This is a genomic window from Mesorhizobium sp. Cs1299R1N3 (genome assembly GCF_037179625.1).
Lineage (GTDB): Bacteria > Pseudomonadota > Alphaproteobacteria > Rhizobiales > Rhizobiaceae > Mesorhizobium > Mesorhizobium salmacidum.
In genome coordinates this window covers 1-14,827 of the sequence record NZ_JAPYKQ010000033.1, presented here as the reverse complement: position 1 = coordinate 14,827, position 14,827 = coordinate 1, and the positions used below count along the sequence as shown (strand labels likewise).

Annotated in this window: 11 protein-coding genes and 1 pseudogene; 6 read left to right on the top strand and 6 right to left on the bottom strand. The window is 61.0% G+C overall.

The window, feature by feature from the left end:
• Nucleotides 1–282 precede the first annotated feature (282 nt).
• Nucleotides 283–618 (bottom strand): hypothetical protein, encoded by a 336-nt coding sequence (locus O7B34_RS31230; RefSeq protein ID WP_337143246.1) that lies wholly within the window; start codon nucleotides 616–618, stop codon nucleotides 283–285.
• A gap of 8 nt (nucleotides 619–626) precedes the next feature.
• Here O7B34_RS31230 and O7B34_RS31225 point away from each other — a divergent pair.
• The 3 genes and pseudogenes from O7B34_RS31225 (at nucleotide 627) to O7B34_RS32290 (ending at nucleotide 2,276) form a co-directional block, all read left to right on the top strand.
• Nucleotides 627–1,067 (top strand): annotated as a pseudogene (locus O7B34_RS31225) (chromate resistance protein ChrB domain-containing protein).
• A gap of 26 nt (nucleotides 1,068–1,093) precedes the next feature.
• Entirely contained in the window at nucleotides 1,094–1,981 is an 888-nt protein-coding gene (locus O7B34_RS31215; protein WP_337149555.1) for a DUF1259 domain-containing protein, read from the top strand.
• 19 nt (nucleotides 1,982–2,000) lie between these two features.
• The gene (locus tag O7B34_RS32290; protein WP_442921026.1) at nucleotides 2,001–2,276 is read left to right on the top strand and encodes a DUF6894 family protein; all 276 of its coding nucleotides are present in this window, start codon (nucleotides 2,001–2,003) and stop codon (nucleotides 2,274–2,276) included.
• Here the strand turns inward: O7B34_RS32290 and O7B34_RS31210 are convergent.
• Nucleotides 2,198–3,730, bottom strand: a complete 1,533-nt coding sequence (locus O7B34_RS31210) for an FAD-dependent oxidoreductase (RefSeq protein ID WP_337143243.1) — start codon at nucleotides 3,728–3,730, stop codon at nucleotides 2,198–2,200. The genes O7B34_RS32290 and O7B34_RS31210 overlap by 79 nt on opposite strands.
• Before the next feature lie 37 nt (nucleotides 3,731–3,767).
• Nucleotides 3,768–4,640: a ferritin-like domain-containing protein gene (locus O7B34_RS31205; RefSeq protein WP_337143242.1), complete on the bottom strand. Its 873-nt coding sequence runs from the start codon at nucleotides 4,638–4,640 to the stop codon at nucleotides 3,768–3,770.
• A 614-nt stretch (nucleotides 4,641–5,254) separates the two neighbouring features.
• Here O7B34_RS31205 and O7B34_RS31200 point away from each other — a divergent pair.
• From O7B34_RS31200 to O7B34_RS31190, 3 genes are all read left to right on the top strand, one after another.
• Nucleotides 5,255–5,917, top strand: a complete 663-nt coding sequence (locus O7B34_RS31200; protein WP_337143241.1) for a tetratricopeptide repeat protein — start codon at nucleotides 5,255–5,257, stop codon at nucleotides 5,915–5,917.
• A gap of 615 nt (nucleotides 5,918–6,532) precedes the next feature.
• Complete coding sequence (locus O7B34_RS31195; protein WP_337143240.1) at nucleotides 6,533–7,441, top strand: MBL fold metallo-hydrolase; 909 nt, start codon at nucleotides 6,533–6,535, stop codon at nucleotides 7,439–7,441.
• Nucleotides 7,442–7,451: 10 nt separating this feature from the next.
• Nucleotides 7,452–7,919 (top strand): metallophosphoesterase family protein, encoded by a 468-nt coding sequence (locus O7B34_RS31190; protein ID WP_337149554.1) that lies wholly within the window; start codon nucleotides 7,452–7,454, stop codon nucleotides 7,917–7,919.
• 129 nt (nucleotides 7,920–8,048) lie between these two features.
• On the opposite strand, the gene O7B34_RS31185 is transcribed toward O7B34_RS31190, so the two are convergent.
• The 3 genes from O7B34_RS31185 to O7B34_RS31175 all read right to left on the bottom strand — a co-directional run.
• Nucleotides 8,049–9,386 carry an HlyD family type I secretion periplasmic adaptor subunit gene (locus O7B34_RS31185; protein WP_337143238.1) on the bottom strand — a complete coding sequence of 446 codons (1,338 nt, stop codon included), beginning with the start codon at nucleotides 9,384–9,386 and terminating at the stop codon, nucleotides 8,049–8,051.
• 19 nt (nucleotides 9,387–9,405) lie between these two features.
• Nucleotides 9,406–11,145, bottom strand: a complete 1,740-nt coding sequence (locus O7B34_RS31180; RefSeq protein ID WP_337143237.1) for a type I secretion system permease/ATPase — start codon at nucleotides 11,143–11,145, stop codon at nucleotides 9,406–9,408.
• Nucleotides 11,146–11,291: 146 nt separating this feature from the next.
• Nucleotides 11,292–14,827, bottom strand: a 3,536-nt coding sequence (locus O7B34_RS31175; protein WP_337143236.1) for a beta strand repeat-containing protein, incomplete at its 5' end; no start/stop codon positions are given.

Sequence of the window (14,827 nt, the reverse complement as noted above, 5' to 3'; positions counted from 1 at the left end):
GAAGGAATCGACCACTGTTTGATTAACCTGCGCCTCCCGATAGTGTTCCGGGCGCGAAAAAGCCGCCGGCCGGAGCTAGCGGGCAGTCACGTTGTGAAAACCGCAGGAGTGGCGGCCGCCTCCCGAACCTTGGCGTCTGACACATGTTCCAGCAGATGGCCGAGGACGCATGCAGCAACGCGCTCGACCTGATCCGCATACTCCGACACCCGTCAGCCTGTTTGTGTCTGCGGCGAATAGCAGCTGACGGGGACTTAGATCCGGTCGTTGGGGACTACACACCTAGGACTTTTGCTCTGAAGGAAGAGAAAGCTGTTCCTGTACGGACTGCTCCGTCCTGTCGGCCGCGGACTTGACGATTTCACCAATCTGGTCGGCCACCGTGCCGGCCTGGGTGTCTTGCCGTCCAGCTTCCTGGTTGATCGTCTCGTAGGCGTCTGCGGCAACCTGCTTGGCCTGATCGAGGCCTTGCTCGAGCATGGTCTCCGAGGTGTTGCGAAGCTTCTCGCGATATCCGCCCAGTTGCTCATCCTCCACTGCGGTATGGGGCAGCATGGCGCCTATCGCGGCGCCGATAGCGAGACCGACCTCCGCAACGGCCAAGGGCTGATCGTTCAATAGCTCCTGTGCCGAGCGCCTGGCTTTCGCTGATTGCACGCTTCATCGACAAGGAACCGGAGTTTCTCTTTGTGCCGGCTGATCAGGTGATCCCTGTTGCCCGGGAAATAGGCGCGACGCCGTATGACGTTCGAATTCACGCATGTCGGTGACGGCTGCATTTTTGACACCTTCGTCTCAAAACATGGCCTCGAGCGAGACCCGGCCATCGTGACCGTTGCCGCGATCGTGCGCGGTGCCGACACCGACCGGCACGATCTGACGCCACAGTCTCGGGCCTGCTCGCGATCTCTAGGGGTCTGCGGGATGTGACACCCGATGACCACGAAGTGCTGAAGCAGGGCTTCGTCATCTATGACGCGCTCTACGCCTGGGCCTCACGCCGCAAGTCGGAGACCCACAGTTGGCCACCAGCCTTGAAGCCAGCGCCGCATGACCAATTTGGATAGTGGGGCGGATCGCAAGGAGGTGTCCCATGCATGCAAAACTCATCTTCGGTGCGATGGCGATGGCGATGTCAGCGCTGCTCCAGCCAGCCGCCGCAGCTCCCGATTGGAAAACGGTTGCAAAAACATTCGGCAAATCCGGAACCGAGATGCCCGATGGCGTCTACAGGGTCGGCCTGCCGCGAACCGATTTGAAAGTATCGCTCGATGGAGTAGCCCTTAAGCCTGGCTTTGCCCTTGGCGGCTGGGTCGCGTTCGGACCGATGGGAAACCAAGCAATGGTCATGGGAGATATCGTCCTGACACAGGACGAAGTGAACCCGGTCATGGAGAAGCTCGAAGAAGGTGGGATCGAGATCACCGCGTTGCACAACCACCTGCTGAGCTCGGAGCCGATGACGCTTTACATGCATGTCTTCGGCGAGGGCGACCCGGTCGCGCTCGCCACGGCGCTTCATGCCGGGTTGGCGCTGAGCAAGACGCCGATGGACAATGCAACGCCCGCTGCCGCACAGCCGCAGATCGCGTTTGACACCACCTCCGTCGACCAGGCCATCGGTCGCAAGGGCAAGGCAAACGGCGGTATCTACCAATTCACTATCCCACGGGCCGAAACGATCACCGACGGCGGCATGACGATCTCTGCGTCCATGGGCAGCGCCATAGGCATAAACTTCCAGCCAACCGGAGGCGACAAGGCTGCGATCACGGGGGATTTCGTGTTGATCGCCTCGGAGGTCAAACCCGTGCTGCGTGCTCTGCGCGAGAACGGCATTGAGGTCACGGCTTTGCACAGCCACATGCTCAATGAACAGCCGCGGCTCTTCTTCATGCATTTTTGGGCCAACGATGATGCCGTCAAGCTGGCGCGCGGCCTCAAGGCGGCTCTCGACAAGATGAACCTTGCAGGTAGTTAGCCTGGACTCACGCGGGGATGTGATCAAAGCAGAGGCCGCACAATCGGCGGCCTCCCACCAGCCTTCTCTACCGGACACCGAAGCAACCGACCTTCCGATCCTGCAATCCGCTGAAGATAAGGCAGCAAGGGCGCTGCTGGAAATAGCAAAGGACAAGGTGCCGGACGGCACTTTTGGAGAAGTCGCCTTGCATGTTCATGCAAATTGCCCTTGCCATCATGATGTCGACCGAACTAAACCTCGGATCGCTGGCCCATTGAGGACGGTTCCGTCTGGCGAGAACTGCGAGCCGTGACAGGGGCAATCCCAGCACTGCTCGGTGGAATTCCAGTGCACGATGCAGCCCAGATGGGTGCAACTCGCAGAATGCCTGTGCACCTTTCCGTCGCGGTCGCGGCACACGGCGAGCTTGCTCAAGCCGTCCTGAAGGACCCGCCCCTCACCAGGCTTGAGATCGTCGGCCGACTTGATCTCACCGGGCAGCAAGTAGCCGGCAAGGTTCTTCACCGTCGTAAAGTTCTCATTGACGTAATGCGCGAACGCGGCGGGCGGTGTCCGGTCCGGGGCGTACACGGCTTCCCAGCTGTTCGATCCGTCCACGATCAAGTCGCGGATCAGCAGTCCGGCCAATGCGCCATGGGTCATGCCTTGGCCGGAGTCGCCGGTGGCAACGAAAACGTTACCGGTGCCGGGGCTTCGGCCGATAAAGCCGCAATAGTCGATCGTTTCGAGAACCTGACCAGACCATCTCGCTCTTTCTCTACCAAGATCGGGGAGCAATGCCCTGGTCCAGGCTTCGAGTGCAGCGAAGCGCGCGTCGCCGTCATCCGTTTCGCCTGATTTGTGATCGCGACCGCCGGCGATCAGATAGTCAGTCGTGCCGGGGCCAGGATTGAGGCGGATATAGTAGTATGGATCATCCATGTCCCAGTAGAGCGCATCCGGGAGAATCCCCTTGGCGATATCGAAAGCCATCGCGTACGTGCGGTAGGGGGCCATCTTGCTGTGGATCTTGACCCAGGTATTGATTGGTGAATTCGTGGCAAACACCGCGTTGGACGCCGTGATCGTAGCGCCGCCTTCACATTTCAGGCGAACGTGGTCCCCCTCCTCAATTTCCACGACGGCGCTGTCTGCGAACGCCTTGCCGCCTCGCTTTTCGAAATCAGCCAGCAGCGCGCGAAGGTATTTCAGCGGGTGAAAGGTGGCCTGGCCCGGATAGCGCAGGATGGGCGCCGTTTCATGACCCCTCAGCGGCACACCCTTGCCACGCTCGACAGCAGCTCCAACTTGTACCGCGGCTGCGTACTCCCTGTCGCATTCATCGGCGGCCTCCTTCTCGTCCATCCAGACGGCCGGGAAAAGGAACCCGTCCAGCCGCCGGAGGTCGCAGTCCACCTCCAGATTAGCGACGTGCTGTTCGATGCGGTCGACGGCGGCTTGCTGACTTTCCTGATATCCACGCGCGAGGGCCTCCCCGCGCATATCGACCAGCTCCCGCAAGCCGTCGTCGCAGATGGGCGCCAAATGGGCCGTCGTTCGGGATGTCATGCCGCCGAGCAAGGGCCCTCGATCGACGAGGATCACCTCACGTCCTGCTAGGGCCAGTTCATAGGCGACGGAAACTCCGGCGATGCCGGCGCCAATGACCACCACATCGCAATGCTCGTCCTGCTCGAGGCGGGGAGCGCCAGGGAAGTTGGTGTCAAGCGTCCATAAGGACTTGGTCGCCTCACTGCTGACGTTCATCGGGTTCTCGTCCAGACCACAAGATACATCTCTAGCGCTACGTGCTCTTGAGCTTTCCGTTCATCCCGTTCGGGTAAAACCCGCCCTTGCTCACACCGGACCGATCGGTCAGATAAACGATGCGCAGCACCTCTTGCGGCGTCCTTGTGAAGGCAATCCCATCTGGCGTCGAAGGAACGAAGTTGGCTTTGCCGTCCACATAGATGCCTTGGTCCTTATCCTCAGGTCCATCGAGCTTGTCCCGCGCGTCGGAAATCGCGTTAGCAGCCCTCCAGGCCTTCTCACCCATGCGATAGAGCGACGACCGCGCCATTCCCATGTGGTAGGCCTCGACGGCAAGAATACCAGCTGCAGCAGCCAGGAATTCCTTCTTCTTTAGCACCGTCGCCGCGCCGGCATAGGCGGTCACTCCCACGTCCTCAAACAGCATCCCGCCGAGCACGAAATTCATTTGGTTGGCAAAGGGATCGAAGTCGGCACCTAGGCTCGCCGCCTTCGCGACCGCAGCAAAGCCGCCATCGAAATCGATCGCCGGCCGGTCCACCGCTTCCGACCCAAGTGTCTTCCGATAGAACCTGACATGAGCAAGTTCATTTTCCGCGACTTCCCGCATAAATTCAGCGAGCGCGGGCGTTTCAAAGGAAACTTGTTTGCCGCCGACGACCTCGCCGGGTTTGGATCCAGCGTCGGAGCTGTCGATGCCTTTTCCTGTGGTGCCCCGGAGGTAGTATTCGGCCTCCATGTATTCGAGGTTGAGTGCGAAGCGGAAAATGTCTTCGTCCTTTACGTCATCCTGTGCATGAGCGGGCATACCCGGCACAATGCCGGCGGCTGAAGCGAGCGTCGCTCCCAGACCAAATTTCAGTGCGCGGCGTCGAGAAACGTGAAGCGAAGGCGTGGCACGTGGCATAGCTTCCTCCCTGAGGTCCGCTATCCCACATTCGGCGCCTCAAAAGAGCGGGCCATCACGCCAACTTCGCTCAAGCCCGAATGTTCCTCAACGAAGGAAGATAGATCGGGGGAAGCGCTTCAAGCGCACTCAAAACGGTACGAAGACGTGCTTCAGGCTTACTGAGAGTCTGCGGAGTCAAACTCGGCGGAATTTGCGGCTCCTCCACCCATGGTAGCGCCATACGCCAAGGTCCGGCGCAGGATCGAATTGCAGTCCTTTGCCTATAAGGGCCGATCGGTAGACACCCGCCAGATCGCTCGCGAACTGGGCGTGAAATATGTACTGGAGGGTAGCGCCCGACGGGTGGCGGACCGCGTGCGGATCAATGCCCAGCTCATCGATGCACCCGCCGGAGGGCACATCTGGGCGGATCGCTTCGACCGGGACTTTGCCGACATCTTCGCGGCACAAGACGAAGTCGTCGGAAAGATTGTGGAGGAGCTCGCCGGAAAGTTGGCCGCCGCTAACCTGAAGGAGCGTTATCGGCCAACGAACCGGGGGCCTATGATCTCTATCTACGGCGGCGGGCTGAATGGGCACACTCCACGGAGGCGAGCGTTGCGGCCATTCCCTTGTTCGAGCGGGCCATTGCGCTCGATCCTAAATACGCGGATGCCTATCGTTGGTTGGCGATCAGTCAGTGCGAGGCCTGGGTCCTTAGGAACCATCCGATGTACCCCCTTCGTCAGCAGTCTATGGCTTCGGCAAGAAAGGCGGTTGAACTCGATCCCGAAAATTCTGGCACGCATTGGGTGCTCGCGTTCATACTCCTCCTCGAGCGCCAATGGGATGAGTCTGCCAAGGAGTATGAGATTTCGCTCCGGCTCAATCCGAACGACGCCGATGCTTGGGCAAACTTCGGGGATCTGAAGACCTATGAAGGTCTCGGAGTTGAGGCCATCGCCTGCATCGAGAAGGCATTGCGCCTGAATCCTCGCCCGCCCAGCTGGTATTTCTGGTTACTCGGAGAGGCCCAGTCAGCCGCCGGTAACTATGAGGAAGCAGTGAAGACGCTGAGGAATGACGCAACATATCGAACCGAATCCAGGGCTAATTTGGCGTCGATCCTAGCGGTGCTCGGCAGGTTAGAGGAAGCGCGTGAAGAGGCCACGCTATATCTGGCAACAAACCCCCATTTCAAGATTAGCCATTGGGTCGAATCCCAGCCTTATCGCGACCTGGCCTTGCGAGACATGTACCTCGAAGGCCTTCGCAAGGCTGGCTTTCCGGAATGACTTTTTACTCGACGGAGCTTGTTGCCCTTCTGCCATAAGGCTACGGGGACCGATAGTGGTCGCTTTCGTCTCGGAAGCAGATATTCGTGCATGATAACAATGCGTTGCTGGCAGCGGATCTTGTTCCTCACGTAGTCGATCGTGACGTTGCCGGTCGCTGGTGTTGCGCGCTAGGGCGCGTCATCAACTTCACCAGAAGTGACGGCGAAAACCAGCGGGCGTCATCGGCCCGCGATCCGTTTATGCTTCAGGCGAGCCGCCTGACGGCTCGGGCAGGAAGCAGGGTCAGTTTGCGGTGCACCTGACCGCCGAGCTCGCAGGCCTCCTGAGAGGAGGTCAGTTCCGGAGAGCCCGCCGCCAGAGCGCACGACTAACTCCGACTTCCGCCGAGAAGTAACGCAGCGCGATAGCGACCCTCGGTGCCGATTCACTCGCGCTTACTCTTTAGAGCGAGGCAGCCAGCGAGGCAGCAAGCAAGGCGGCATCCTTCCCACCGGCCTTCTCGGCCAGCAAGTTCGCCGACAACTGTTGCGCCAAGCCGGTTAAGCGAAGTCTATCCAGGACCGCTCTTTGGCCCGCTTTGAGGTCTGGTTGCCCGCGAGGTAGACTGCTCGCATGACCTTCAGGCTTATCTTGCTTGGCACCTCGGCCAGCGTGCCCTCGGCCGAGCGCAATCACCCGGCGCTGCTCGTTGAGGCCGGCAGTCAGCGGGTGCTGGTTGATTGCGGGGAAGGCACCCAGCGTCAGCTTCTGCGCAGCGGCGCCGGATTCAGGCGACTTGATCGCCTGCTCCTCACGCACGCGCATTTCGACCATGTGCTCGGGATTCCAGGCTTGTTCTCGACGCTTCGGCTTCGGCAGAGCGAGGACCTTGTGACCGTTTATGGCAGCGCCGACACCCTCGACGTCGTCGCCCGCATGCTCGCTGGCCTTTGGGGTGAGGGACGCGCGCCGATCCCGCTGCAACTCGTGCCCCTTGTCCCCGGACGCGTGTTCGAGGTGGATGAGTTCACGGTCGACTGCTTTCAAGTTCGCCATCGCGACACCGACAGCTACGGCTTCGTCTTCGAGACGCCGGCGCGTCGTCACCTCCGTTCGGACCGCTTGTTAGGTCTGGGCGTGCCAGACGGTCCGATCCGGAAGGACTTGGCCGAAGGCCGCTCAATTTCTCTCCCCGACGGCAGAACGATTGCTCCCGAAGCCGTCCTCGGACCGCCCGAAGCCGGCAAGAAACTGGTCATTGTCGGCGACGTCGAAACCACCGATGGATTGGCCGACCAGGTGAGCGGCGCCGATCTGCTGGTCATCGAAGCCACATTCCTGGAACGAGATGCAGCGATGGCGCGCGACTACGGACATCTGACAGCTGCGGAGGCAGCTTCGCTGGCAGCGGCCAGTGAGGTAAAGCAGCTCGTTCTTACCCACATCTCCGGCCGCTATCGCGACGAAGAAATTCTCGCGGAAGCCGTTCCAACGTTTACGAACAGCGTTGTCGCTACGGATTTCACGACCCTCACCGTCTAATGATAGAGTTATGACGTTCAGAATTGGCATCATCTCGGATACGCATGGCTTGCTGAGGCCGGAGGCGGTGCGTTGCCTGGCCGGGGTCGACCACATCATTCATGGGGGAGACATCGGCCTGCCCGAGATCATCACCGCGCTTCGCGGTATCGCACCGGTTGCCGCAATCAGAGGTAACGTGGACACCGGTGGGTGGGCAGTGGAATACACAGAAACCAAGCTCGTACACCTCGCCGGGCGAGCAATCTACGTGCTTCATGATCTCAAGACGCTGCAGATCGATCCGGTTCTCCAGGGCATCGATTTGATCGTGTCCGGTCACTCGCATGTGCCGAGGATGGAGACAGTGGATGGCGTGCTTTATTTGAATCCGGGCAGCGCTGGCCCACGACGGTTTAAGCTGCCTGTCACCCTTGCGACGGTCGACATTACTCGGGACCGCATACAGCCCTCGATGCGGAGCTTGGTAAGCGGCTGAACCAATTCAGCAAACGCCTAACATACGTCCGAGCCTATAGATGGCCAGGCGCGCCGCAACGCGGAGAGAAGCATTTTTCGACGACTGATTAGCGGGAGTTCTCGCCGCGGGCGCTGTCGGACTGCCCCGTCATTTCTGGCGAAACGCTGAGTGGAACGACACAACCAGCGGGCCTAAAATGTAGTCGAGTGCCGTGCGTTGCTCGGTAACGATCATGACTGACGCCGGCATGCCCGGATAAAGCGTGATCTGTGGGGCCGCGGCCAATTCCACCGGATCGACCGCTACGTCGGCGAGGTAATAGGGAAAGCCGGTCTTGGTATCGGTAATGCGATCCGCCGAAATACGGGTGACGCGCCCATGAATTATGGGTATCGAACGCTGCTTGTATGATGTGAAGCGAACTTCGGCGGCCATGTCGGGACGCAGGTTCGATATATCCTCGACGCGAACTTGTGCCTGTACGATCAGTGAATTCTCGGTCGGCACGATGTCGAGGATGGTCTGGCCCGGCGCCACGATCGCACCGATCGAAAAGACGCTGAGATCCATCACTTGGCCATCATAGGGCGCGCGCACTTCGGCCCGGTCCATGGCAGCCCGGGCGGCAAACATCTTGGGTACGAGGTCGGAAAGATTCGATTGCGTATCGATCAGCATGGCCGACAGCTTGGTCCGACGCTCATTGGTCAATTGGGCGATCTGGCTCTCGAGTTCGGCTTTGCTCTGTTGGCTGCCGCCGATCGCGCCGAGGTTATCGTCGATCAAGCCCTGCAAATCCGAGGCGGACCTTTCCAGTTCCAGGATGCGTGGGCGCGTCGTCAATCCGGCCTTGAGCAGCTTCGACAGGCTGGCCTTCTCCTCGATCGTCGAGTTGAGCTGAGCCTGGTAGGACTCGACCCGAGACTGCTTGCCACGTATCTGCTCCTCGAGCTCAGCAATGCGACGCTGGAGTATCTGTTTGGCGCCGGCCATCGAGGCACGCTGGGTTTCCAGATCGGCGAGTTGATTGGCCATCGCATCCTTGAGGTAGTCCTCGTGCTCTTTGAGAATGTCCTCGGGGAAGGCAACAGCCTCGCTGCCGTCCAGTTCGGCCCTGATCCTGGCATCGGTTGCGCGCAACAGCGCATATTGCTGGGCATAGAGATTGAATTCGGACCGAATCCTGGTGTCGTCCAGTTTCAGCATTATGTCGCCCTTCCTGACGACATCGCCATCCTTGACGCGGATCTCCTTCACCGTACCGCCGTCGAAATGCTGTACGCTCTTTCGATTGCCTTCCACCTTGACGATGGCGTCGGCGAGCACGGCGCCGTTCAGAGGGGCAAAAGCTGCCCAGCCGCCGAAAATTCCGAAAAAGGCCATTATGATCAGCAGGCCGATATAGGCCGGCACCCGGATGGAATCCGGAGCCAGGATGCCGGCCTCGCCGGGCAGGCTATGGTAAGTGAGGGCGCTGTCGCTCATCGATCTCTCCGACCATAGCTCATTGGGTCGCCACCGCGATTGGAGCCCCGCGCTGGTTGAGCAGCGCCACAATCTCGTTTCTCATCCCGAAGGCGTCGACGGCGCCATCGCGCAACAGCAGGATCTTGTCGACATTCGCCAAGGTCGAGGGCCGGTGCGAGACGATGATCACTGTGCTGCCGCGGCGCTTCAGCTCAATCGCGCAGTCACTCAGCGCGCGGTCGCCATCAGCGTCTAGATTGGAGCTCGGCTCATCGAGAATGATCAGTTTCGGCGTGCCGAACACCGCCCGGGCAAGAGCGATCCGTTGCCGGTATCCTCCCGACAGCACTGCGCCGCCTTCGCCGATCTGAGTCTCGTAACCCTGCGGCAGGCGAATGATCATCTCGTGCACGCCGGCGAGCCGCGCGGCATCGATCACCTCCTGGTCGACATTGGTCTTGAAGCGGCCGATGTTGGCCGCGATCGTATCGGAGAAGAGTTCGATATCCTGCGGCAGGTAGCCAATGTGATCACCGAGTGCGTCGTGCCCCCATTGCGACAGGTCGGCACCATCCAGCCTGACTGTGCCGCGGCTGGGTTGCATGACGCCGGCAAGGTGGCGCGCCAGGGTAGACTTGCCGGCGCCGGAAGGGCCAACGATTCCGAGCGCCTCGCCAGCCTCCAACCGAAACGACACGTCGCGCAGAAGCACTTTCTGCTGGCTCTGAATTGCAAAGCTTACCTGCTCGACGGAGATCGTGCCGCTGGGCTTGGGCAGGTTGAACGCTCTTTCCCTCCGCGCGCCCCCGTCGACCAGCTTCTCGACCCTTGCAAACGCTGCCCGAGCCAGGATCAGGCTGCGCCAGAGGCCGACGATCTGCTCGACAGGCTGCAACCCCCTGCCCAGCAGGAGACTCGCCGCGAACATGGTGCCGCCGGTAATCTGCCTTTCGATGACCAGATACGCGCCGAGGCCGAGGATCAGCGATTGCATGGTGAGCCGCAGGAAGCGGATCAGGCCCGACATCAGGGCGGCACGGTCGCTTGCCTCCGCCTGGCGCCGCAGTGCCAGGTTGCGGTCGCGGCCCCAGCGGCGGATGAGGCCGTCGATCATCCCCATGGCGCGAACGACTTCCGAGTTCCTGAGGCTCATTTCGGTGAAGTTATAGTTGTTCGTCGCCAGCTCGTTGGCCTGCTTTAGCGGCGAGCGCACGAGATACTCGTTGAGCACGGCCATGCCTATCAAGAGCAACGAGCAGCCCAATGCGAAGAAGCCGAGCCACGGATGCAGCAGGAAGATGATGCCGATATAGATGGGCGACCATGGCAGGTCGAACAGGGCGTGGATGCCGCTGCCGGTGATGACCTGCCTGAACGTATCGAAGTCGCGGATTGGCTGGCTCGGCGAGGAGCCGGGGGACGGAGTTTCGACGGACGCGGCGAGGATCTTTGCCGAAAGCAGCCGGTCGAGCCGCGCGCTGGCGCGTGTCAGGATGGCGGCGCGCACAAGGTCGAGGCCGGCAAGAGCCAGGAAAGCGGCAAGCAACACCAGGGTGAGCATCACCAGCGTGGTCTCGCTGCCGCTGGTGACCACCCGGTCGTAGATCTGCAGCATGTAGAGCGGGGATGCGAGATAAAGCAGGTTGATCGCCAGGCTGAACGCCGCCGCAAACAGGAAATAGCGGCGGCAGGCGCGAAGCGCTTCCCTCACCACCTTGGATTTGCTGTCGAGACCCAAAATACCCAGCGGAGAACCGCCCCCCTGTCCAAAATGCATGCCCGGACCCGATACTACTCCCGATCCTTCCGCGGGCCACCCGATGTGCACGTAAAGCTTCCATAAACCTTAATTCGTAAGCTAAACGCTCGACCGGCGCAGAAACCGCGCGAGCCGCGCGTGATTGCGGGCTCGCTCTCTTTCCGTCACACGAACTCGCTCGTTCCCACGGCTACGCCCGTCAGCGTGAACTCCGGATTGTAGGTGACGACGGTATGGCCTTCGCCATCATCGGCAAGCCTGAAGCCGTTTGCATCATAGGTGCCGAGCAAATGCAGCGTGGCATTGTGGGCGCCATCGGAGACCGTCAACGTGCCGCCGCTGCCGTCCTGGCTGGCCTGATAGGCAACCGTCGTGCCGGTGCCGAACAAGACGTCGTTGAGGTCCAGCTTGTCGTCGTTGGTGATGCCGCCGATCCGTCCGCTGTAGTCAAAGGAGTCATCGAGTTCCAGCGTGCCGGCCGCGTTCTGCGCGAAGGTGACATCCGTCGACGACGCTGCGCCGAATTCCAGCTTCGACAGGTTGCCGATCGTGGCATCGCCGTCGCCGGTGACTTCGCCGTGGATGACGATGTTGCCGCCATTGGCCGAAAGCATGCCGGAATTCGCGATCCCGCCGCCGACGATCAGGCTGCCCGAACCGGTTGCTTCAAGCGTGCCGGAGTTGATGACGACGCTGCCGCCGGTGTCGATGACCAGGGCGTTGGTGCCCGAAGCGATGATGGTGCCCCTGTTGTCGAGGCCGAGCATACCGTCGCCCAGCTGGCCGGCGCCCGAGATCGTGTTGTCTATATTGATCAGCGAGACGTCCGGACCGGTGCCGGAGATGACGTTGAAGGCACTGTCGGACAGGTCAATGTGTCCGCCGCCTTGCAGGGTCGCCCCATGCTGGATGACCTGCAGCAGCGTATCGCCGCCGACCGACTCGAGCGAGATGAGGCCGCTGTTGTTGATTATGCCGCTCAGCGGCAGCAGAGCGCCGTCGCCGATTGTCATGGTGCCTGAATTGTTGACCACCGGTGTCTGGTCGAAGACGAAATTGCTTCCAGTCAGCGCGCTCGAGTGGACGCCGTCCAACGTGATCGACTGTCCATCGCCGAGCGCTATCACCGCATTGCCGTGGGCGTCATCGGCGATATGCGTCTGGAGGTCGGCGAAATCCGTCAATCCGTTATAGCCGATGAGATCGATCTGGTCGGCGGCTGCATCGAAATTGTGCACCGTGTCGGCGCCGATCGGTTGCGAGAAGACGAAGAGATCGTTGCCGTGGGAGCCGGTCAGCACGTCGTCACCTGACCAGGCAAGGATCGGCGAGCCCGGGGCATAAGCCTCGACATTGTCGGCGATCGACGCACTGCCCAAGGTGCCGTCGGCGTTGGTCCAGGTCATCTGGACGTCGAGCACGGCGGCGCCGGTGAATTCGGGCGGCGTGGTGACGGTCAGGCTGTGCAAGTCGTTGGTCTGTGTCGTCCAGCTTCCGTCGGTATTATGGGTCGCGCCGTCGATGGTCCAGCCCGAAGGCACGTCCTTCACCGTGACGGTGATGAGGGCACCTTCATGTGAGGGGTCGGTGAGGGCAAGGTTGATGGGCTCGCCGGAGGTGCCGGCGGGAGCGGAAAACTTGGAATTGCTCTGATTTCCACCGTTTGTGTTGAAGATTACAGGGTCCGACGCAGTTCCGACATTATTAGCGTTGTCCACAACTTTCGCAGTTATCTGATGCGTATCGTTATTGATCAGGGCAAACGGAGCTGTGCCATCGGTGAATTCGTGGACGTAGTTTCCATTTACCGCAGCTTGCATTTCCGCAGCAGTGAACGTGTATAGCACCGTTGGCGAACCACCATTGACGCTATCAAGAATTTGGACGCTTTGAATGCCGCTTACATCAGTTGCGTGCACAGTGAACGTCGATTGCTGGTGACTCTGCGACAACAGATGACTTACCGAGACGGTGGGAGGTGTTGTATCACCACCCGTCACATTGATCGTCGCTGTAGCTGTACTGGTATCCGCGCCTCCATTGACCGTACCGTCTCCATCAACCAACGTGTAGGTCACCGTCTTGGCGATGGTGGGGCTGGTCGCGTTGGAATAGAGGATGTGATCTACAAGCGCCTGCACCGCTGCGGGTGTGGCACTGGCGTTCAACGTGACGACGAGATTCGACCCATTCGAGCCACCTGCAAACGTTCCGATTAACGTGCCCTGGTAGGTGACACTGCTGCCACTGGTGCCGATCTGGCCCGCGCCGTTGCCCTGGTTCTGGATCGTCAGTTGGTCCGCCGCCGCGCCGTTTGTGGTAAATGCGACGGTCAGCGAGCCGCCGCCGAAATCGGCCGAGTCGATATCCGTTACCGTTCCCGAAGGCGCGATCGCTGTTCCTGCCGATCCGGCCGTGTAGTTGATACTTGTGGAAGTTCCTGAGGTTCCGCTGTTCAGATCCAGTGCTGGTGCGTCGTTGGTTCCGAGGATGTCGATGTGCACCGAGGTGTGAGTGCCGTCGGCGCTGACAACGTCAAAGTCTTCGACGTAATGCTGACCGGCGACGAACTCGTCATGCGCCGAGGACGCGGCATAAGTCCAGGCACCGGCCGCGTTGATTGCGAAGGTGCCATAGGTCCCAGCGGTGCCGCCTTGGGCGACGAAAGTTGCCGGGCTGTCGACGTCCGAGATTGTCAGCGAACCACTAGTGCTGATCGCCGCCGTCGTATTGCCCTCGGTCCGGTTGACCGAGGCGGAGGAGAGCGCCGCTGAGTCATTGGCGCCGTTGATGGTGACGGTAAGCACGGCGGTGTCGGTCAGGCTGCCGTCGCTGACGGTGTAGTTGAAGGTGTCCGTGGTCGAGCCGCCCGTATTGAGCGCCTGCACCGTCGCGTCGTTCTCGTTGACCACATAGGTGTAGCTGCCGTTGCTGTTGAGCGTCAGCGTGCCATGCGCGCCGACGAGGCCGAGGCCGACGGAACCCGCAGTGCCGGCGCCTTCGACGCCACCGGTGCGGATGCCGCTCACCGTCAGGCTTGCGCTGTCGATATCGCTGTCGTTGGTCAGCACGTTGCCGGTGCCGTTGTTGCCGCCGGAGCCGTTGAGGGTGCCGCCCTTCTCGGTGGCCGCGACAGCACCGAGGCTGGCGCTGGTGTCGTTCACACCAACCGGCGCGTCATTGGCGCCGTTGATGGTGACGGTAAGCACGGCGGTGTCGGTCAGGCTGCCGTCGCTGACGGTGTAGTTGAAGGTGTCCGTGGTCGAGCCGCCCGTATTGAGCGCCTGCACCGTCGCGTCGTTCTCGTTGACCACATAGGTGTAGCTGCCGTTGCTGTTGAGCGTCAGCGTGCCATGCGCGCCGACGAGGCCGAGGCCGACGGAACCCGCAGTGCCGGCGCCTTCGACGCCACCGGTGCGGATGCCGCTCACCGTCAGGCTTGCGCTGTCGACATCGCTGTCGTTGGTCAGCACGTTGCCGGTGCCGTTATTGCCGCCGGAGCCGTTGAGGGTGCCGCCCTTCTCGGTGGCCGCGACAGCACCGAGGCTGGCGCTGGTGTCGTTCACACCAACTGGCGCGTCGTTGGTGCCGGTGATGGTGATCGCCACCACCTGGGCGACGAGGCCGCCATGGCCGTCGTCGACCTGGACGGTGAAGCTGTCGGCGAGATGCTCGCCAACGGCGAGCGCGTCGACCGCGC

Bases quoted from the DNA above. Each gene is read 5' to 3' on its own strand.
- O7B34_RS31215 (WP_337149555.1), top strand. From the start codon at position 1,094: ATGCATGCAAAACTCATCTTCGGTGCGATGGCGATGGCGATGTCAGCG.
- O7B34_RS31210 (WP_337143243.1), bottom strand. From the start codon at position 3,730: ATGAACGTCAGCAGTGAGGCGACCAAGTCCTTATGGACGCTTGACACC.
- O7B34_RS31205 (WP_337143242.1), bottom strand. From the start codon at position 4,640: ATGCCACGTGCCACGCCTTCGCTTCACGTTTCTCGACGCCGCGCACTG.
- O7B34_RS31195 (WP_337143240.1), top strand. From the start codon at position 6,533: ATGACCTTCAGGCTTATCTTGCTTGGCACCTCGGCCAGCGTGCCCTCG.
- O7B34_RS31190 (WP_337149554.1), top strand. From the start codon at position 7,452: ATGACGTTCAGAATTGGCATCATCTCGGATACGCATGGCTTGCTGAGG.
- O7B34_RS31185 (WP_337143238.1), bottom strand. From the start codon at position 9,386: ATGAGCGACAGCGCCCTCACTTACCATAGCCTGCCCGGCGAGGCCGGC.
- O7B34_RS31180 (WP_337143237.1), bottom strand. From the start codon at position 11,145: ATGCATTTTGGACAGGGGGGCGGTTCTCCGCTGGGTATTTTGGGTCTC.